This window comes from Rossellomorea aquimaris TF-12, assembly GCF_001648555.1.
Lineage (GTDB): Bacteria > Bacillota > Bacilli > Bacillales > Bacillaceae_B > Rossellomorea > Rossellomorea aquimaris.
Genome location: NZ_LQXM01000022.1, coordinates 87,708 through 108,878 on the forward strand (window position 1 = coordinate 87,708; position 21,171 = coordinate 108,878).

Below are 21,171 nucleotides of genomic sequence, written 5' to 3' on the forward strand. Positions count from 1 at the left end.
GCTAGTTTGTGACGATTACGTGATAACTACATGTAGAGCACTGATTTAACATGCTTTCTTCTTGTTTAAATTCTTCCACATTAAACAGGATTTCAAACCCGCCCTTTAATATAGAATTATGCAATCCGCATACAAAGGCAGGCTCAATAAGCGCTGTTTCCTTAAAGGGGCAGTGATGATATTGAAACGAAAATTGATTTGATTGTAGGTCCATTGAGTTAAATTCCAATGAATTGGCTAGCTCTAAAATCATTTTTAGTTTCTCAGCTTTTGTTAAAATACTCAACTCTAAACGGTGGCTTTGAAGATATTCCTTCACCATTTCTTGTCCGTATTCGTACCCAGTCTCTACGAGTATATTATAACCTGTTTGACCTAATTTCATGAGAGATCTGATGGCCACTTCACTTAAAGCGGCAAAATCTCTTTTTGGAAAAGACAATTGTACGACTTCATCAGAAGAAAAATAAAGCTTTCCAGGTCTTCCTCCTTTACCCGTTTTCTTGAGTTCAGAATGAAGAACGCGTATCTCTTCAAGCTTCGATAAGTGTAATCGTGCTACATTGGGATGAAGATCGAATTCATCAGCAATATTTTGCACAGACACCTCACGCTTCGTTTCACAAACGTACTGGTAGATAGAATACCTTGTTGGATCAGAAAGAACACCTGTAATCTTAAGTGTAGGATCCATCTTCGGGAAACACCCCATTTATTAGTAATTACCTCCATTATAAATCACATTAAATCCTCTGAACACACTCGTAGAGGCAATTCATTTCGAGAAATGTCAGTGTTAAAAAAAAGTTCACAAATATCGAGAGAAAATACTGTACAATAGTTATACAAATGATATACAATGTGTTTAACGATTAACGAATAGTAAAATTATTGAAGGAGGTTACTGAAAATGAGCAATGTAACATTTTTCACCTACCCAAGCTGCACTTCTTGTCGAAAAGCAAAGAAATGGTTAAATGCAAATTCCGTGGATTTTAGTGAGAGACACCTCTTTAGAGAAACACCGACACATGAAGAATTAGTTCAATTGTTATCCTTGACCACAGAGGGCATGGATGAAATATTAGCAACAAGAAGTCAAACCTTTAAACAGTTAGGAAAAGACGTTAATGATTTACCTCTTTCCGAAGTCATCGATCTCATCATTCAAGATCCGAAGCTACTAAGAAGACCACTACTTACGGACGGAAAAAAATTAGTGGTTGGCTACAACCCTGACGGATTGCAAAGTCTTGCTAATAAAAAGAGTATTTTAAAGAAAAGCAGCTAAAGCTAATTAGATTTGAAAAGGCAAACATTCTATGAATGTTTGCCTTTTTTGAATGGGGATAGGGTATGTGGCCATTTACTAGGATATTTGCGAAATTTAAATTTTATCGTGCGGAATTTGGAATATATTTACGATTCAGTTTATGTGCGAGCTACGGATTAATCTTTAAATCTTGGCAATATTAGGAGAGCTATTTGAATGTAGTTGCTTATATTTAGTGGGAGTTGATAATATTTTGTTGAAGTTGATTAAATGAGGATAAGGATAAAAATAAATTATAGAAAATAATGATAGTTGATAATAAAGTCTGGATTGTTGAAAATAAACTTCGAAATGTTGATAATAAAAGTTCGATTTTCGATAATAAATATTAAAAATATCCTTTGCTAAGATAGAATTCTTACAAATTCATGTTATTCTCATTTAATTTAGAAGTTAGATCTTATAAATTGACCACTCATTTGATGAATAAATGCCTAACTGAGCTATAAATTTTTAAAAATCACCATTAGTACATAATGAAGAGAACAAAAGAAACCCCGACAAGAATCTTGTCGGGGCTCATTTTGCATGTCGACTTCTTACTGGGCTAGCTGGATTCGAACCAACGCATGACGGAGTCAAAGTCCGTTGCCTTACCGCTTGGCTATAGCCCAATGAATGATTACAAATAATAGTATAACAAAATTGAAAATATCTATTCATTTTAAAAACAAAAAGAAGGAATTTGGCATTTTTTGTCGTATACCTTAAGTAACTGAAAAAGAAAGGCGGTGTGGATGTATATTTCTTTCAGTAGAATCCCTTTCAGAAGCAATGATTAGAGAAGCATTTGCCAGTGATGCAACGGATATTCACTTCATTCCAAGAACAAAGGATTACTTGATTCAGTTTAGAAAGATTGGTGTATTAGTACCTTATCAAACGATAGAACAAGATCAGGCTGAGAGAGTAATCGCTCATCTGAAATTTATGGCGTCAATGGACATTGGTGAAAAACGAAAGCCTCAAAGTGGTTCATTCAATTTGACCATTCGAAACTCTCCTATTTCTCTTAGAATCTCTACTTTACCCACCACTCATTTAAAAGAAAGTCTTGTTATTCGCATTCTTCCACAAAAATATCAAATCCCGATTGAACAGTTATCCCTATACCCCTCATCCGCAAAAAAATTACTTGCTCTTCTTATGTATTCTCATGGTTTACTGATTTTTACAGGACCAACTGGTTCAGGAAAAACCACAACATTATATTCCCTTGTTCATCATTGTTCCGTTGAGCTAAATCGAAATGTGATTACCCTTGAAGACCCGGTGGAAAAGCAATATGAAGATTTAGTTCAAATTCAAGTCAATGAAAAAGCGGGTATTACGTACTCAACTGGACTGAAAGCAATCTTACGGCACGATCCAGATATTATAATGGTTGGAGAAATACGAGATAAAGAGACAGCCGAAATTGCAATTAGAGCGGCTCTTACAGGTCACTTAGTATTGACCACAATGCACACCAAGGATGCAAGAGGTGCTGTTTATCGATTAATGGAACTTGGTATTCAGTGGCATGAAATTCAACAAACTTTAATAGGCGTTTCCGCACAAAGATTACTGAAGTTATTATGTCCAGTGTGTCGAATCGGTTGTAAAGGAATTTGCTATTGTGATGAAAGTGTAACAAGAGCATCAGTATATGAGATTGTAACAGGCAGTGCCCTTGCAAATGTTTTAAAGGAAGCAAAGGGAGAGGAAGCGATTTATCATTATCAAACCCTTCAGAGTTTAATAAATAAGGGGGTGGCATTAGGATTTGTTGAAGAGTCTGAATATAAAAAATGGATTTATGAAGAGAAGGGATGAGCAGGCTTTATTTCTTCAGAGGATGGGAGAACTCATTCAAAAAGGATACTCTTTCTCTGAAGCCATTGATTTTTTATTGTTACCAAGAGATAAAAGCAGTGAGAAACTAAAAAGGAGGATACTCAGTTCATTACAAGAAGGAGAACCAATCTCTTCAATTATTAAACATCAGTTTAACGTTCCAAGTCATGTATGTGCTCAAATCTTTTTCGCGGAGCATCATGGTCAAATGGGAATCACATTGGCAGAAGCCGGCAAATATCTTGTGAAGAGAAGAAAGAATCAACAAAAAATAAAGCAAGTCATTCAATATCCCATTTTGTTAATTTTCCTGGCCATTTTTATGATGATACTCCTTAGAAAAATTCTATTTCCTCGTTTTCAAATGTTATACACGTCCATCGGTTATGAACCTTCTACTAAACTTCAAAAATTATTAACCTTTATTGAAATCTTTCCAACCCTATTCCTCATCTTCTTCCTTATGGTGCTTGCCATAGGTTTCATCCTGTATTTGTTTGAAAAGAAAATTTCTCCGGTGAAAGTTTTAATTTTTTTAATGAAAATCCCCTATGTATCGTTTTTCTTGAAACTTGCCCATACCCATTTTTTTGCTAGAGAATTTAGCTTTTTACTAAAAAGCGGGGTTTCCATTACAGAATCACTACTCATTATAGAAAAACAGCCTTTTCGTCCAATGCTGGTTTATATTTCTAGAATCCTAATATCAGATTTGAAGGAAGGAAAGAAATTTCATGAATGTATTTCCTCCATTCCTGTTTTTCAACAGGAACTATCATTTGTCATTCATCACGGACAATCCAATGGGAGATTGGCAGAAGAATTAAGGTTGTATAGCGAGATGTGTTTTCAGGAGCTGGAAGAGAAAAGTGATCATTTAGTCAAATATATTCAGCCGGCCATCTTCAGCTTTGTAGGAATTTTCATTATGGTCATCTACTTTTCCATCATGATACCCCTATTCCAAATGATGCAAGGGATATAGATGGAGATTGTTCCCTAGAATTACCTTAACAATGAAAGTCAGTTAGTAAAGTACCCTTTGAAATAATGAAATCATATGAAGGCAATCGAAAGTAACATGGCATTTAATAGGAGGAGAACCATGCTAAAAAACGAAAAAGGATTTACATTAATTGAAATAAATAGGTGTAAGAACCTTTATTTATTCCTTAAAGTCACCCTTTTTTCTCTACTTGAGTAAATAAACCTATACGAAAAGAATGGGAGGAATTTATCGGCCTATTAGGTACATCATATTTGTGGTAAATATACAAAAAATATAAACAACAATTCGATATTTTCTGTTTTGATTTAATATAAATATTTCAGACTTTGTGATTTTTCTTACTTAAACTAACGGCAGGTTAGGGGAAAAATCCATAAAAATAAAGGGACAGAACCTGATATTTTAGGTTCTGTCCCTTTTGTTATTTTTCCTCTTTGAAAAAGCTACCCAAGGGTTGAACACCAAATTCAATTAAACAGTTTCTAAAACAGAGTCAATAGCCACCATAAAAAGCTACGTCCTACATACCTGTTTGTTTCTTACCATTGTTCATGAACCTGGTGATTTAAGAAAAGTAAATTTATTGCTGGTAGTTTTTTACTATCTAGAACTGAAAAAGTGAGAATATTAACTAGTGTAAAGCATAAATATGGAGTAATTCAACTGAATTAGGAGGGGAAAAATGGATAGTAAACAACTTATAAAGAGATGGGTGGACTCGGTAGATAATATGCGTAACGGAAAGCTCGAAAAAATTATAGGGGAGTATTTGGATGAGGCTGAAAATTACTCGAAAAGTTATTCGCCAAACGATATTCCTACTTTGTTAACTGAAAAGGTCATTAGTGGCTTAGCTTCAGAACTGAATATCGATGAAGAATCAGCTTTGACTATTATTTCATATGGAATTTATTTAATGGGGGAAGATGCAATCTCTGTGGTACATAAGTGTTTATCTAATGGAAACCCCTTTTCATTGAATAGTCTAGTATTCTTTGGAAGAAAGGCAGAAACATATTTACCAGAAATAAGGATGGAATTATTAGAACAATACGCTGAAACAGATATAGAATTTATTGAGGAGTATTTGTTAATTTTAGCTTGGATTGGTACTACTGATCAAAAAGAATTTGAATTCTTTGTCAAGTATTTAGATTTTCCTAATGAAGAAATCAGAAGTCAAGCAGTCACTACGCTATATATGATTTGCTTTAGTGAATACGGCATAAAGAAAGCATTAGATATGGCTATAAATGATGAATCTGAATTAGTGCGAAAAAATGCAGTTTCAGTTTTAAATAGCTATAAAAGATGTGGTGGAGAAGCAAAAGAGGTTGTTATCAAGTCATTAATTGGAAAAATTAAGAATGGAAATTTAGATATTGCTGAATCAGCTGCTTCTATTATTGTTGAGAAACTTTACTACTCAAGAGAAGATACTTCCTTGGAATTCTGCCCATATTTAAATCATATTATTGACCCAAAAAATAATTATCCCCATAAAACAAAGGAGATAGCAAATAGGGTTCGGGAAGAAATATCATATCAAATTCTTAAGGCTTACCGTGGGGAATAACATGGAGGAGTTAGAAAAAGTGAATTATTATATTTCTGCATCTAAAATTGCATCATTTTTTAAAACTGATTGTGAAAGACAACTATTATATTATGCTTCAAATAAGGCTAGTCCTGTCCAACAAGAAAACAATCTGTTTGTTGATCGAGGGAAGGATTGGGAAAAAAGGGTAAGAGAAACAATTAGTGAAAAGAACCAACTATTATCTGAAGAAGGCTGGAGTAAGGATAGCACAAAAAAATTAGTAGAGGTATTAACACATGTTGTAAAAGAGAGAAAAGTTAAATCCTATTTGTTTGACTCTGTTTTTACCATTCCTGAGTCATTCTACGATGAACTTGGATGTGATTCAAAGGTCTATACATTAAAGAGTATCATGCCTGATTTGGTTGAATTTGATTACAATATTACTGGTTCAGAAGTTAAGGTTAAGTTAATTGACATAAAGTCAACAGAGGAGTCTAAAATATCACATAAAGTACAAGTTGTTTTATATTCCATTATCTTAAATTCAATTATAAATATCATAAAATTGCCCTTAAAGACCACTTTAGATGTGGATGTATATTTAGATGATAGAGGAGGAGTATGGACTTACGAAGCAGAAGACTATGAAACATTTGAACTTCAAATATTTAAGGAATTCCTTATAAGTTTCTTAAAAAAAGATTTACCACATCTCTTAGAGAAAAATAGCAATGAAGTTATGTATCATGTAGACAAATCTTGCTCGGGTTGTCCCTTTCTTAAAGAATGCCAAAACGAAGCTTTAGAGAGTGAACATATATCTATTATTCCAGATATACCTAAAAGTATTACTTCATATTTAAATAAACGTGGATACTCCCCAACAATTCCTAATTTAAAGGAATTATTATCCAAGGAGGGAGAATCTTTAAAGAATACCTACTTATTTAAAAATCAAATAGATAAATTGCATTATTATTGTAATGATTTCAACATAAAAGAAATTTCGATGAGAAACAGAGACTATTATCCTTTTCCAGAAGAGCAAGATCTCTCTGTCATTTTATATATTCAAAGAGATCCATTAACAAAAAAATTCTTTGCATTTGGCATTCTACCATACAATAAGGAGAATACTGAAGTAAACAATCCTATAACTTGGGTTGTAACAACAAAAACAGAACAAGAAAAAGCTGGTCAGGAGTTCATTATATCTCTTCTTAAGGTTATGGAGGAAAATAGCGGAAAGAAGATTCATTTCTACTTTTACCATTACTCTCATTATGAACAGTTAATGGAATTCTTTAAAGAAGTAGCAATCACAAGTGATAATAATCAGGAAATTAATCAGGTTACTCAATTACTATTGTGTTTTACATCTGATAAAAGTCTTGCATCCCCTTCATCTGTTTCAGATGATACAAAAATTAACAACACATACACAATTATTACTAATGTTATTCGAGAATCGTTAGTAATCTTCACTTCATTTGATTATCCAATAGATCAAGTATGCCAGTTTTTATATAGGGCTGGTACTGAGTTTGATGTTATTCACGAAACTACTATGTGTAAACCCTTTGAGTGGGAAATCCCATACAGTGAGCCATTTAGCCATAATATAGGTTCTCAGTTTTTTTTAATTCTAAATCAAAATAAAAATAGCAATGAGAAGGATAGAATTATTAATAAGACAAGTTCATTTATAGAATCTTATCTTAAAGGTGTTAACTTTGTCGCTCAAAATATTCCTATTCTAATTCGAGCGCAGGAGGGAGATGCGCTTTTTACAGAAGCGCAAAAAATGATGCTTCCAGCCGTTGAAACATATAATAAAGAGTTAATCGCCAGGCTGATTTTCTTTACTCACCATGAATCAATGTTAAAATATAATGAAAAATTGAAGGAAAGAAGCTCTACATGGAACACACAAATAGAAGAGGGTAAAGCTCTTGAGGTGGAGTATGTAGGAAATGGAAAATTCAAAATTTGTAATTCAGAGCACACTGAACTAATCTTTCCAGGTACTTCTTGGTTTCTCACCACCCTAGACTCAGCTGGATGGTATGCATTAAATGTAGTTGATGATTTTAAATCAAATAAAAAAGCGTCAGTCTTTGAGTTTAATTATAATGAGAAACCAACCACTATAATAGATTTAAATATACTTTCATTAGATAAGATGTCACATGAAATTTTTATTGATTTAAATCAAGATACAGTAAAGAACCCTTTTCTATGGTTAAATACGCAAAAATATAAACTGTTAGAGGATACTCTAAATCCTACTAAAGGAGAGAGGTATGTCTTAGCTCCTAAATACATTGACTATACGATTAGCAAGATAATAAACCGATTAAAAGAATTAGATAAAGAGAATAATTGGAGTATTTCATTTGCTCAAGGAGATACGAGTCAACTTTACAATAAAATTTCCGACAGATCATTTTCAGATTCGTTAGATAATTTGGATTTGCTTTTACATCAGATTTTTAAAGGTAATTTTTATCAAAAACAGGCTTTTAAACGTTTTGTTGATAAAAATTATAATTTGCTAATTGGCCCACCCGGTACAGGGAAAACACATTTTATTGCTCATTGCATATTAACTTTTTGTAAGTTATTAATAAAAAATAACCAGATGTCTCATACGATAGTTGTTTCTGCGGCAACTAATGAAGCTATTGAAGGCTGCCTTCAAAAGCTACTAGAATTTATTGAAGATAAAGAAAACGAAAATTTCTATTCTTCAATAAAAGAGCAGCTGAACATACTAAAATTCGCAAAATTTAAAACTCATGTACTAATTACTAAAAGTCAACTTTCAAATATTTATATACTAGATAGAAAAGAAGATTATGAATCATTTTTTAACAAAGTCTCTAGAGAGAAGATAACAATTGTTTTTACTACTCCTTACACTTTACAAAAGGCATATGCGGATAATGCTATCCCCCCTGATTTTCAATTTCAGACTCTGATTGTTGATGAGGCATCCCAATGTAAAATTCCAGATGCACTCATGTTATTTTCTCGCTTAGAACAAGAAAAAGAAAGAATCCTTCTTGTAGGAGATCATGAACAATTACCACCTGTAATAAAAGGGGAGTATGAAGATCCTTGGGGAATAACTAAATCTATTTTTGAACTTCTCATTAATCGGGATCAACAAAAAAAAATAACAACCCAATTAAATCAAAATTTTAGATCCAATAATATTATCTTGAGACATTCAGCAAATCTGATTTATGGAAAGCATTATTTGTCTAAAGGAGAAACAGCTACCCAGACTTTAGAGCTTCAAGAAAAACTAGAAAGGGTGGAAGAGAGCGATAGCAACTTATTTATTAAACAGATACTTTCGGATGTTTCACCCTTAGTTATGTGTGAGTTAAAGGACTTTGAAGATAATGAGTATATAGCAAATCGAAAAAGTGATTTAGAATCTCTCCTCATCTATTTAACTGTTTCAGAGTTAGCTTCACATGCCAACTTAAATCAAAAGGAAATTCAACAAAAAATATTCATTATCTGTCCTCATAAGGCACAGATAACAAGTATTCGTAAGGTTTTTTCAAAGAAAGGATTAACATGCCCAACTATAGGTACAGTAGATAAGATGCAAGGACAACAAGCTGAAATTGTAATTATTAGTTATGCTGTTGCAGATAGTCACTTAATTGAGGATGAAGCCTCATTTATTTATAGTCGTAATAGATTAAATGTTGCCCTTACACGAGGAAAGAAAAAAGTGATTTTATTTTTATCAGAAAAACTTTTTCAACCCAATTATTTAGTGAAACTTGATCCACAACATCAGAAAAATATTGAATTTTTTATACGTTTAAAGCCAAGTTTTCAGGAAACTTTGCCTATGGTAATTAATGATTTTCCCGATTGGGATATAGAAAATTTTGAGCTACCTGAGGGTTCAGTAGGAATAGATGTTTATTCTAATTGGAATGATTCTTAAGGAGGGGGATAGGATGATTCAGGAGCTTAAAAACAACTTTTATTTATTAAATGTCCCTACTAATAGCCCAGAAATATATGAAAAGATACAAAACTCCATTGAATTAGTACACACTAAACAAGGATTAGGTACTTTATCTAAAGTTAATACACTTGATATTTGGGCCAACAATGTTTTTGTAAGTACTAGTAGGGATATTACAAATTCAATTCCTGAATATGAAGGTACTTTCGATTCTGTAGTAATTGCAATAACCTTGGACAGCAACATTACTATTTTGATGGCTATCCCCCATCAGGAAGAAAAATATAATAGTGTAAGGAAAATTAATCATTTTTTAGATACATTTTTTACCGAAGGTTGTTTTGCGAGACGTTTATTGGAAATATTAGAAATAAAGAATAAAAAATTCACTGAAGAATCACTATATTCTGGAAAGTCGATTCATAGAGTATGCATTGGGGAAAATCAAGTTAGTTTTCATTACGTTAATGGTGAGCTTAAGTTAATTTAGCGTATATTCAAAGTAAAGAGGGAAAAAACTTTAATATTCACATATTCAATTGCTGCCAAAGAAGCTCACAAATGTTGTTCAATTAACATTTGTGAGTTTTTTAAAGTTGGAGAAATCATGTGAAAAGCCGTACACTAAAAAATTGCTTTTGTATAAAGAAGTGTAAACAATATGCGATTTACCATTCATGAAAAAGTGAAATCCCTTCAGGTGGAAGTGGGGATGAGATCAATTCAATCATGGATCAGTTAGATCTGTTTAATCATTCACAAATAGTGGGTTTTACGATGAATAACGTGGTGTCCATAGAAGAGATTTATACTGATATTGAGCACATAAAAAGCACTTTCTTGAAATCAAATCATAGGGAAGAAATCTATAAGAAACTTGAAAATTACTTTGATTATGAATTACCTTTAGAGGATTCTTTTTAGAAGACTGTCCCATATTGGAATGATTATAAGAAAACGATAGACTATTTCGAAGAATTTAGCAGAATTGCAAATGAGAAACAAATAAAGATCTATGGAAATTTCGATTTCAAAGTGCAGTTACTAAGCGACAAGAAGTTTTGGAACATTAACCAAATTAAAAAGGGATGCTAGGCCAGCTATCCCTTAAATCTCTCTCCAATGAGTTTCTATATGAGCTCATTTTTGTCGATCAAGTCCCTAATAAGAACTATCCCTGAGATAATTAACTTTAATGTAGCATTTTGCTCTTTGAAGTCCATTTCAAAGTTATTAATCATGTTAATAATCCCTGTAATTTTTTCAGCCTATGCTAATGCATGCATGCTCTCTAGATTATTCATGAATATTTATTATTTTTTTTGTGCAGATTTGGTATTTTCATTTTTTTCTTTCCTTTCCTGATAATTGTCTTTATCTAACTCTTCCTCAAAATACAGGTCTAACACTTTTTAAACTTCTTTCTTCTTGAGCTATAACAGCCTTTATTATTCCAAGAGTGTTTGCCGACCCTATGTGTTCGGTGAATAAGGTGCCTTTACAACTAAGAGAACATATCTATAATTAGAAACATTCTCAGTAAACAAGAAAGTCGCGTGTTAAAGTTGTTTGTCAGTTTACAACATGCACCAATCCTAAATCTTGCATGAACAAGAATTTATTTTCATTTTATTGATCCTTTGTTCAAAGTCTTTACCGCATGTACACAACCACCAAGCATTCCGAGTAGTTGTACTTGTTACATCCTTTGGAGTAGTAAGGTTATTTTTTGTTGGGTGCCATAGCAATGCTATTTGGGGTTTGATTGCTGCTAAGCTGTTTCCTTCGTATGCTCGATAATTATTACAATACGGGCATCCTTTTTTCTTTGACATACGATATATAGGCTCTCGCCATTGCTGCCTACAAATAAAGCAACACCAGTGTGCGTCTTTTCCGGAAGAAGCCGTAACCTCTTGAGGACAAAAATCATTTTTTGTTATATCCCATAGCTTTGCTATATCCGGTCTGATGGTAGCTAAACAATTCCCTGCATAAACGCGCGAGCCATCACAATATGGACAACCTTTTTTGCTTGTTCGACGACCGATTGGTTCTTTCCAGTCCTGTTTACACTTTGAGCAAAACCACCATGCCTCTACCTTAGATCCAGGAAAGACTTGGTTTGGAGTGAGGGAACCATTTTTAGATGGGTGCCACATTGATGCCATTAAAGGATTATCACTTTTGAGTGAACGAACATGTCCAGCTTTATTTCCTGAGCAGAAGGGGCATGTTTGACCGTTTACTCTTTTGTTGACAATCGCATCCCATTCCTCAGAGCAATCGCTACATTTCCAATGAACACGTAGCACTGAACCTGGTAAGACATTCGTGGCGGATAAACCCCCATTTTTTTCCTCATCCCACTCCTTGGCGATATGTGGATAAAGATGAGCTAAACTTCTTTCTTTATGTTGCTTAATTGTTGAAGTCTGTATAGTAAGGGCATCCCTTTTTACATTTATGTCCATGACTGCTAAAGCTGCCTCGACATCTAACGTACCAATTGTCTCTAAAATCCTTTTCATAACAAGCGCTATATCTATTTGTTTATTAGCATTGCATTGAAACTCAGTAGAACCATAAGTTTTAATAGTAGGCAATTTCTTATTGGGACCATTATTTTCTCGAATGCGGATAAGTTTTAATAGGTGTTGAAGTTCTTTATTTTTTTGCTCATCTTTTTTTCCTCTTTCCAAATGACTGAAGTATCCATCATATTCAATACCAAAATTATCATTTAGGTATAAATCCACTTCAACTTTTTTTCCATCAATCCGCATTTTAAATTTGTTTTTACAGTTAGGGAAAATTTTCGATAGATAATAAAAGAAACACTGTTCTTGAAAGGATGTGCCATGCCCATAGTTGCATTTAGGGCACGCTCTCCCTTTTTTTCTATTGTCAATACTGGCTTCCCATTCATGAGTACATACCTGACACTTCCACCATACTTTCTTTCCTGAGACAGGAGAAATTTTACTTGGGTCAATGGATTGGTTCTTTAAAGGATGCCACTCAATCATAAGTTCAGGGCTCATGGTCTTAAAGTTATATTTCTCTGATACCTTTTGCGGTGAAACTCGAGGATAACAAACACTGCACCTATTGCCAGTAACTCTAGCGCAAACCTTATCTTCCCACTCACAACCTTTTTCACATATCCACCAAACCTTTTTATTAGACATTAGTGTAACATCATTGGGAGTTAGTGACCCATTCTGCTTGAAATTCCACTCTTTTGCTAATTCGGACCTTAAGGTGTTTAAGCAATTTTCTTCTGTAGCTTTTTTCCCTGAGCAATATGGACATTTATCACCTCTTCTTGTTCGGTTTGCTACACTGGCCCTCCACTGATGTTTCTTTTTTTTACAAATCCACCAATAGACCTTCGTAGTTGCTTTGGAAACTTCCTCTGGTTTTATGTTATTTTTCTCATAATTCCATTCTTCCGCAACATTAGGATGATTAAAAGCAAGGCTATTTTCAAGGGCTAAAAGGAAACCAGAACAATAAGGACAATTTGAACCTCTCTCCCTGTGATCTAATCTTGCTTCCCATTCATGACCTTGTTCACATAACCACCATAATTTTGCTTTAGCTAATACATCTAAATCATGAGGATTCAATCCAACATTTTTTTCCCAATTCCATTCTTTAATTAGGTTTTTGCTAAGTTTTTTTCGGACCATATATACCACCTCTTATTGAGAGGATTTGCATATATTTGAAAGAATATGTACTTCTACTAGAGGGAGAAAATATAAGATACAGCCAACTAAACTTGCGAAATCTCTTTATTCATCAATCGAGGAGCTTAATTTCACTATGACAGATTTCTTATATTGTGTAATTTGTTTAATTAGTGGGGTAAGGGAGACGTTCTGGAAAACTCCTAGTTACTATCATTAATCATCTAATTAAACCAAAATTAATGAAATGAATATACTAAGAACTCTTATGTATTTCTTATTTTTATAATACCAATTAGAGTAGCCCTACCTATGTTTTAGCATTTTTTACTTATTGAGCAATTTAAAACCTTTACGAAAAAAACCAAAAAGAGGACTAAAAATCATTGGAGAGGTTGTGATAATTCCTTTAGCTTTTATAAAAATTCGAACTTGCATTGATGTAAGCATTACTACTTTGTTAAATACTAAAAAATTTTGGTTAATATTTGATATAATAGAACAATCTGGAAAGTTAAAGGAAGGAAAGGAATATGGTGAACAGATTTGGAAGAACATAAAGTGAAGCTCAAAAGAATTGCTGTAAAAAACTTTAGATGCTTTGACGGTAATGGAGTCATCTTAGATTTATCAGATAGGTTAACAGCTCTTATTGGTCCAAATAGTGTAGGTAAAACAACTATATTTGAAGCGCTATTAAAAGTGTTTTCAAAAAATCCTATCGAACGTGTTTTTGGACCAGAAGATTTTTTTAGCAATTCATTAGAATTAAATATTGAAGTATTGCTTGAACTTCCTGATTGTAGTTTAGATTTAGATTGTATTTTTTATGAAGATACCAAAAATTATATCCTAGTAGATGTATTTGCTTTTCGTCTTACTGAGTATGATGAAGTAACTTCAACATTTACTTACTACGGTAGTCTTAATAAGAAAGAGAAACTAACCATACATGTAGATGGCCATTCTCTAAAAGACGAGGAATTAAAAAATGTTGATTTTAGGAAGATAGATAATAACGGTAAGAACTTGAGGGGAATTTTAGAGATTTTTAAGTTATCTACTGAACGCTTTTCACTTAAGGATATTTCTCAACAAGGGGAATCATTACACGAAAATCTAACCAAGTTTTTAAAGGGAAAATTTAGTCATGAAGACAAAAAAAGGTTACAAGCTGAAATTACTAAAAATGCTGAAAAAATCAACTCAGATATTAATAAAGTTTCTTTTATTGAAGAATTCTTAGAGGAATCAAGTAAAATATGGGAGGAGTTAAAAGCAAGCTCAAGTATTGACTTTAGATATACTCCTACCACCCTTGATGACTATCTGGAATATTTAAAAATAACATTAGATGGTAAGCAAATCGACGAATTAGGTGATGGTGAAAAATCACTAATTGCAATTTTATTAATGGCAACACTTCTAGAGTTCCATTCAAAATATCTATTATCTGAAGGGTATTGCAATTTAGTGCTAATAGAGGAACCAGAAAACCATGTATCTCCTCAAGTTTTAGGGAGAATAGTTCAAACTTTAGAAAAAATTGGTGAAAAGCCAAATGTCCAAGTTGTATTAACTACACATTCACCATCTATTATAAAACGTATATCACCGTTATCAATTAGGGTTATGGGTAACAAAAAGGCAGTTAAAAGGATCACTGAAACTGAGGTAGATTTGAAGTATGTTAGAGGTGCTATACAAAAATATCCAGAATTATACTTTTCAAGACTAATAGTACTAGTTGAAGGAGATAGTGAGGAAGAAATTCTTCCCGATTTCTTTAAGGAGCATAAAATTGATATTGATTTATATAATATATCAGTTGTCCCCTTAGGGGGGAGACATGTTAATCACCTGTGGAGATTAATGGAGGCATTGGAATGTAATTACATAACTCTCTTGGATTTAGATCTTGGTAAATCAACAGGAGGGTGGTCAAGGTTAGAATCTGTTGTAAAAGATATTAAAAGGTATAAGAAATTTCCTCCATATAAGAGACGAAGTGGGCATGAAAACTTAGATAGATTATTAAAGGAAATTCATTCTTATAAAATAAAAGAAGTGAAAGGGAGAAGAAATCAAGCTAAAACTTTTAGTAATATGATAAACATAATGAAAAGACTGGAGAAATATAATATTTACTTCTCTTCTCCTTTAGATTTCGATTTTCATATGTTAGAGAGGTTTGAAAAGGAATATAAAACAACTATCAATGGAGAACCCAAGTTGTCAAGCAAACAGGCAATTAATAAGATTTTTAATTTAAAGACAGGAAAAATATTAAATTATACTTGTAACCAACAAGAATTATTTAATTGGTATAATTACTTATTTCTAGGGGAAAAAGGGAAACCGACTATACACAGGCTTGCAATTGAAGAAATTAAAAAACACAACGGGTGGCACAACAAGCTACTTTCCCCTTTTGATCAACTCGTAGAAAATATTAAAAAGACTGTTAATATAAAATGAGTTAAGGTCACTAATAAAATAAAAAATAGGAATCACCTGGAGCAAAGAAGATTCGAACTTAGATTATTTCTAATGTCGAAATCGTTTTTGTCCGGGTGCTTTTTGTGCCCCTAAGATTGAACCCCATAGTCAGACAGCAATGGATAGACTCAGATTCCACAAACTCATATCCATAGAATAATAATTTTTGATTGCTAGTTTAAACATTTGAAAAGGGGCTGAATTAAGTGAATGCAGTATTGAACCATTATGAATCCTATATTGAAGTAGAAAGAAACTCTTTATTAAATGAAGATGAAAAGAGTACTGAAGAAACTCAGAAATTGATTGTAGCGATCCAGAACCAATTATTAAAAAAGAGAGAAAAATTTTACTTCAAGGAGAATTATTAAAGGATTACGTAACCGGATGGAGAGGGGGAGGGGATGGGGGAAGCCACCGTTGGCTATACCTTTAATCGTGAAACTAAGGCTTTTGAAATTGATGAATTGTTCGCATGGGTGATACCAGCTATTGATAAGATGTATCTTCAAGGCATGGGAATGAAGGCAATTGCTGATAGGTTAAACGAATTATCTCCAATACCAGATATGAAATGCTGGAATGCAAGCTTTGTAGACAGGAGGTTAACATCAAAGGCTTTTCATGGAGTAATGGCAGTAACATTTAGGGATGGAAAGACTTCTCTATTGAGATGAATTGGTGTAAGAACCTTTATTTATTTTTCACGTGCAATAATTACATGGAGTATCCTTTCTCTTCTTGAGTGAATAAACCTAAACGAGAAGAATGAGAGGGAATTATCGGCCTTTTAGGAGCATATGAGGGGGCTTTAGACCTTTAGACCTTTAGACCTTCCGTTAAAGGGCCAAATTATTGAATACCATTCGCAATGCTCCTTTACAATGTAAAAACCAATACAAATACCTTTTATCCAATAATAAATTTATTCCGATATCTACTTCGTGTAAAATACATAAGGTGTTATGGTAGAATATGTCTATATTAATTTTTGTGTAGGAAGAAGGTCCTGAGATGGCAAAGAAATATTATAAAAATGTTGAAGCATTAAAATCTGTAGATGAATTACTGTCAGCAGCAGACCGTTCGTTAAGTACTTCAAGAGTTATTTTTACACCAGCTTCTACAGTACCACCAACATTAAAAAAATCCTTAATCGCAGTAGCAGGTACAGGAGCATTCGCAGCTGCTAGTGCTGGTACGATTGGTGCTACCGGGGCAGGGGTCGCAAGTCTTACTGGAGCAGGACTTGCATCCGGTGGACTAGGTACAGTTGGGGCGATAGGTGCGGGCGCATTACTAGCACCAATGGTAATACCGGCAGCTATATTAAGTGGATTTGGTTATTTATTTTTTAAAAACAAAAAAAATAAAGAGCTTCGTGAAAAAATGGAGTATCGTTTGAAAAGGGCAGTGACAAAACAAAATGAAATCATTCTAAAATTAAAACTATATATTCGGAAACTTGAAGAAGCGACTGCTGATCTTTTAGAAGAAAATATGAAGCTCCGTCAAAAAATTGATGAATTAACTGCTGTAAATGAAGCATTAATGAGTGAAATTAATAAAATGATGAGTGATTTATCAGCAGCATAAGGCGGGATAACATGAATAAGGACCAACAAGAAATTTTAGATGTTTTAAATCATAATCGTAATCAATCTGAAAAGTTGTTAGATGAAATGAAATCTAATGTAATTACATTATCAAAAGAGGCTATGCAAGATAACGAACGCTCTAAGGCTTCCATATCTTCAACAGAAGATGTGATTCAACGCTCATTACAAATTCTCTCAAGTCGTGGGATATCAGTAGATTTACCAATAACTCAGTTTGAAGGGAAAGTTCCTAAACAATCAAATAAAGAATATTATAAACGTGATTGGAAAGAGATAGTTAAAGAGGCGCATACAAATGGATTTCAAGATACAACAATAGAAGACTTATTAACTCCACAAGAAATCACCGAGGCTGATTTAGAGTATATAGAAGTGAAAAAAGCATTTAGTCAAAAGACGCGCCTAAATAAAACTGACATATCGTTTTTACTTTTAGCAGTTGCGCTACAATGTGTTAGACAATATATTTTCGCTAACGATAAATTTCGCTTTAACACTGCTAAGGATGCTGATAAAGCTATTAAAAGGCCATTAAAAAATATCACTCCTAATGAATGGAAAGAATTCTTACTGGGACCTGTACCATATGATGCGGTAACAAGACTTGATCCCTATTCTAATAGTACTGGACTAAGTGCAAATACACATCGTTATCGCACTCTAGGACATGATCCTATACTTGGATGGGTGTTTGGACCAGTTAATATTTTATCTCGATCTTTAACTAAAACTGATATTATTTCTACTTATGAAATAATAGGTGGTAAAATAGGTCCACTATATAATGGGATGACAATGGGGGCAATGCAAGCCGCCATTAAAAAGGCTGGAGAGGGAAAATACAATCTTCCTGCGGCTGTTGTTAAACAAGCAATTCATTTTGGCTCAGACTATTTTACAAAACAAGGTTTGCCATTGCCATTTGTTAGTTCTCTTGACAATAATCTCTCTCAAAAGCTAATACAACAATATAGTCTAGATACTTATTGTTTGACACGTGGTGCGTCTATGTCAATGTTTATTAACTCCCTAATGGGGCTTATTCACCAACTGTTTTATAATGAGAAAAAACATGGTTCAAAGGAGCTTTATGAAGTAAGAACGCGTAAAGTTTTACTTATTGCCAATACAATAGCATCATCAAGCAATATAATATATGTGGCACTGTCGAAAGAGTTGAAAAAGCTAGATTTAGGAGGAATACTTGTGACAATTTACCGTATCATTTCCGATCTATCATTTATCAGCAGAATAAAGAAGGAATTTATGCTTGAGCAGTTTGATAAAAGTATTTCAAAGGAACTAGATATTTTAGATAGTGAGCTTAGTAAAGTGTAATAGTGATAACTAGAATAGATATTATAGCACTCTAACATGAGAAGAAGTCTTATTAACAAAAGGGTGCATTATTTGAATAAGAATAATTAGCAAATGTAACAATGAGCAGAAAATATAATGATTATTGAATAAAAGGAAAATATCGTAATTAATGTATATTATGGTTTTAATATAATAAATTGGAGGGAGGTGCTCTAAATACTAATATACGAGATAAACAAATTTATTCAAACACATCAAATAGTATCGTTTATTATTTTTGTTATTATTTTATATCTGCTTAAAAAGAGATTTTGGTCAAGTAATCAAAAAGTGGACGAAATCATTTATTGTATTCTTAACAATAGTACAGATGGGGCAATACGTTGTTTAGAGACTAATAAAGGTGGAATTTGGTCAAAATCTCAAACAGGTGAGACTGCAATGGAATTAGCGATACTAAAAAATAATAAATATATTGTTGCCTATTTAATTAAATATGGTTCAATCCCTAATGCAAAAGAAATGAAAACTGCTATTAACAATGAAAATGAAGTAATTATTGAAATGGTGAGGACTGGAAAGCATTTAAATATTATAAAGGAATATGAGTTGAATAAGGGAGTTGTATGAATAGAAGTACCTGAATTTTGGGTGCTTTTTATTTTGCAGTACTCTAAGTCAATCTTATTCTTACTTCATGAAATGGAAATGATAATCGTCTTACTGATCATATCCATTTTGCTTTTCATTTCCATCCCGAATGTGCTTTATTACAAAAATATCCAATTTTGCAGAAGTTTGAGATATAATAATACTAAATGGTTGAAGGGGTGAATGAAATAAGAAAACTAGAGGGTTTGAGAGTTTGCTGGCTTATTCTAGACGGAAGAAAAATTGAAATTGATTATTATGATAAAAAAGGTTACATTTTGGCATTTGCAAGTACATACGAGGAAGATGGAGATAAGGATCGCACTACAATGGGAAAATCCAAAAGTAGAAAGAGAGCAATTCATTCAGCCGTCACTACACTAATCAAGGAAATTGAAAGGGATGACTGATCTATGACTGAAACTGAGAAGGCCCTCGTTGCACTTTTAAGAAGAGATGAGAAGTGGGAAAATATATTCGCTTTTATAGTGGAGCTAGAAAACGAAAGTCCGAGAAGAGCAAAGCTTCTTTCTAATCTATTCGATGAGTTAATTGATTTTGCTAAGAGCTTAGACGAGGATGAAAGTGCAAATTAAATAATCTGGTGTTGTTTTACTATGAATTAGTTCCTACCAACCTGAGTACAGTTCCCTATTTATTTGAACATGAAAGAGACAGCATGCGTTCATTATTAAAGAGTTATAAATTAGGAGTGATGAAGTGGGTCTCTTTTTATACCAGGGGCAAGAAGAGGATCATTACACTCATTTATTAATGTGCATACTTGATTTTGATCATAACTCTTTAATACAGTTCCTTCAATTATTAATACCACAATCTAAAGATTTCAAATTCGAAGACCTATCCATACATACTCGAAGAAAAAAATGCCCTCATCTCCCTAAGGCACACGAATATATCATAGGAATAGCTCCATATCAGAGTGGACTACCCAACAACATACTTGAAGATAATTCAGGATCAATTCCAGATGCCTGGATCTGTGGAGAGAACTTTAATTTATTGTTTGAGTTCAAAATCAGAGGGACATTGGATGAAGGACAAATAGCAGCTCATAAAAAATTATTAAGCAAAGATGAAGTAGAAGTCCTAAAGTTAACGTGGGATGACGTAATGAATTGTTTAAACGCAGTAGATGCAAAAGACCCTATTCAGAAATACTTAATTGATAATTTTCTAATTTTAGAGAGTAATTTTAAGTCGAAAAGACGCTCATCCGGTATGCCTAGAGAAATAATAAGTAATAAAAAGAGAGAGAACGAACTCTTTTTTACAATCACCGGCAGCAAGAATCACAAACCTTACATCATTGAACAGCACTATAAGGGACAAAAGGTAAAAATTAATGATCAATGTTTAGGCATACAAGAGGCTAGAAGGTTTATTGCTGAATACGTTATTAAAAACTTTGAAGCCCTTCCATTAAGAAAAATAGATGCCTTTACCGAAATCAGCGATTTTTGTATTGCTCCTGGGAGAACAGAAAATAAAAATCAATGGAACCAGTGGCGATTAGGAGCCTTTGCTCAACTACCTTGAAAGTAGTATTGGAGTTTATAGATATGTGAGAAGTGAAATTCAATTGTAACGAAACTTTAAATTTGTTATCAGTTAGAGATGGTAAAGAAGATTGGATGTATAAAGAACT

General features: G+C 33.1%; 17 protein-coding genes and 1 tRNA gene. 15 read left to right on the forward strand and 3 right to left on the reverse strand.

Translation table 11 applies throughout. From position 1 onward, the window contains the following. Window position 1: 1 nt before the first annotated feature. Entirely contained in the window at window positions 2-694 is a 693-nt protein-coding gene (locus tag IQI_RS04630) for a helix-turn-helix transcriptional regulator (RefSeq protein ID WP_064091609.1), read from the reverse strand. Window positions 695-910: 216 nt separating this feature from the next. Between IQI_RS04630 and IQI_RS04635 the strand changes: the two genes are divergently transcribed. Then, entirely contained in the window at window positions 911-1,291 is a 381-nt protein-coding gene (locus IQI_RS04635; protein WP_064091513.1) for a Spx/MgsR family RNA polymerase-binding regulatory protein, read from the forward strand. A 584-nt stretch (window positions 1,292-1,875) separates the two neighbouring features. Here the strand turns inward: IQI_RS04635 and IQI_RS04640 are convergent. Further along, a tRNA-Gln gene (locus tag IQI_RS04640) sits at window positions 1,876-1,947 on the reverse strand. Window positions 1,948-2,074: 127 nt separating this feature from the next. Here IQI_RS04640 and comGA point away from each other — a divergent pair. From comGA to IQI_RS04665, 5 genes are all read left to right on the forward strand, one after another. After that, window positions 2,075-3,148: a competence type IV pilus ATPase ComGA gene (gene comGA, locus IQI_RS04645; protein ID WP_456238910.1), complete on the forward strand. Its 1,074-nt coding sequence runs from the start codon at window positions 2,075-2,077 to the stop codon at window positions 3,146-3,148. Further along, complete coding sequence (gene comGB / locus IQI_RS04650) at window positions 3,099-4,154, forward strand: competence type IV pilus assembly protein ComGB (RefSeq protein ID WP_064091515.1); 1,056 nt, start codon at window positions 3,099-3,101, stop codon at window positions 4,152-4,154. The genes comGA and comGB overlap by 50 nt, the downstream gene beginning before the upstream one ends. Window positions 4,155-4,860: 706 nt before the next feature. Further along, window positions 4,861-5,754: a HEAT repeat domain-containing protein gene (locus IQI_RS04655; protein ID WP_064091516.1), complete on the forward strand. Its 894-nt coding sequence runs from the start codon at window positions 4,861-4,863 to the stop codon at window positions 5,752-5,754. A gap of 1 nt (window position 5,755) precedes the next feature. Beyond that, complete coding sequence (locus tag IQI_RS04660) at window positions 5,756-9,694, forward strand: DEAD/DEAH box helicase (protein ID WP_064091517.1); 3,939 nt, start codon at window positions 5,756-5,758, stop codon at window positions 9,692-9,694. Window positions 9,695-9,707: 13 nt separating this feature from the next. Further along, entirely contained in the window at window positions 9,708-10,208 is a 501-nt protein-coding gene (locus IQI_RS04665) for a hypothetical protein (RefSeq protein ID WP_064091518.1), read from the forward strand. A 1,105-nt stretch (window positions 10,209-11,313) separates the two neighbouring features. On the opposite strand, the gene IQI_RS04675 is transcribed toward IQI_RS04665, so the two are convergent. Next, on the reverse strand, window positions 11,314-13,413 hold the full coding sequence (locus tag IQI_RS04675) for a zinc-ribbon domain-containing protein (protein ID WP_064091520.1): 2,100 nt from the start codon (window positions 13,411-13,413) through the stop codon (window positions 11,314-11,316). A 546-nt stretch (window positions 13,414-13,959) separates the two neighbouring features. On the opposite strand from IQI_RS04675, the gene IQI_RS04680 reads away from it, so the two are divergent. From IQI_RS04680 to IQI_RS04715, 9 genes are all read left to right on the forward strand, one after another. Next, a complete protein-coding gene (locus tag IQI_RS04680) occupies window positions 13,960-15,891 on the forward strand; it encodes an ATP-dependent nuclease (protein ID WP_064091521.1) in 1,932 nt (643 codons plus the stop codon). Window positions 15,892-16,118: 227 nt separating this feature from the next. Next, window positions 16,119-16,283: a hypothetical protein gene (locus IQI_RS20515; RefSeq protein WP_156509835.1), complete on the forward strand. Its 165-nt coding sequence runs from the start codon at window positions 16,119-16,121 to the stop codon at window positions 16,281-16,283. A gap of 33 nt (window positions 16,284-16,316) precedes the next feature. Continuing rightward, complete coding sequence (locus tag IQI_RS04685; protein ID WP_064091522.1) at window positions 16,317-16,589, forward strand: recombinase family protein; 273 nt, start codon at window positions 16,317-16,319, stop codon at window positions 16,587-16,589. 337 nt (window positions 16,590-16,926) lie between these two features. Then, window positions 16,927-17,508, forward strand: coding sequence for a hypothetical protein (locus tag IQI_RS04690; protein ID WP_064091523.1), 582 nt, complete (start codon window positions 16,927-16,929; stop codon window positions 17,506-17,508). A gap of 11 nt (window positions 17,509-17,519) precedes the next feature. Next, entirely contained in the window at window positions 17,520-18,869 is a 1,350-nt protein-coding gene (locus tag IQI_RS04695; RefSeq protein WP_064091524.1) for a hypothetical protein, read from the forward strand. Window positions 18,870-19,292: 423 nt separating this feature from the next. Next, window positions 19,293-19,481, forward strand: coding sequence for a hypothetical protein (locus tag IQI_RS04700; RefSeq protein ID WP_064091525.1), 189 nt, complete (start codon window positions 19,293-19,295; stop codon window positions 19,479-19,481). Window positions 19,482-19,681: 200 nt separating this feature from the next. Beyond that, a complete protein-coding gene (locus tag IQI_RS04705) occupies window positions 19,682-19,912 on the forward strand; it encodes a hypothetical protein (RefSeq protein WP_156509836.1) in 231 nt (76 codons plus the stop codon). A gap of 3 nt (window positions 19,913-19,915) precedes the next feature. Then, a complete protein-coding gene (locus IQI_RS04710) occupies window positions 19,916-20,098 on the forward strand; it encodes a hypothetical protein (RefSeq protein ID WP_064091527.1) in 183 nt (60 codons plus the stop codon). 124 nt (window positions 20,099-20,222) lie between these two features. Continuing rightward, complete coding sequence (locus tag IQI_RS04715) at window positions 20,223-21,062, forward strand: hypothetical protein (RefSeq protein ID WP_064091528.1); 840 nt, start codon at window positions 20,223-20,225, stop codon at window positions 21,060-21,062. Window positions 21,063-21,171: the final 109 nt, after the last annotated feature.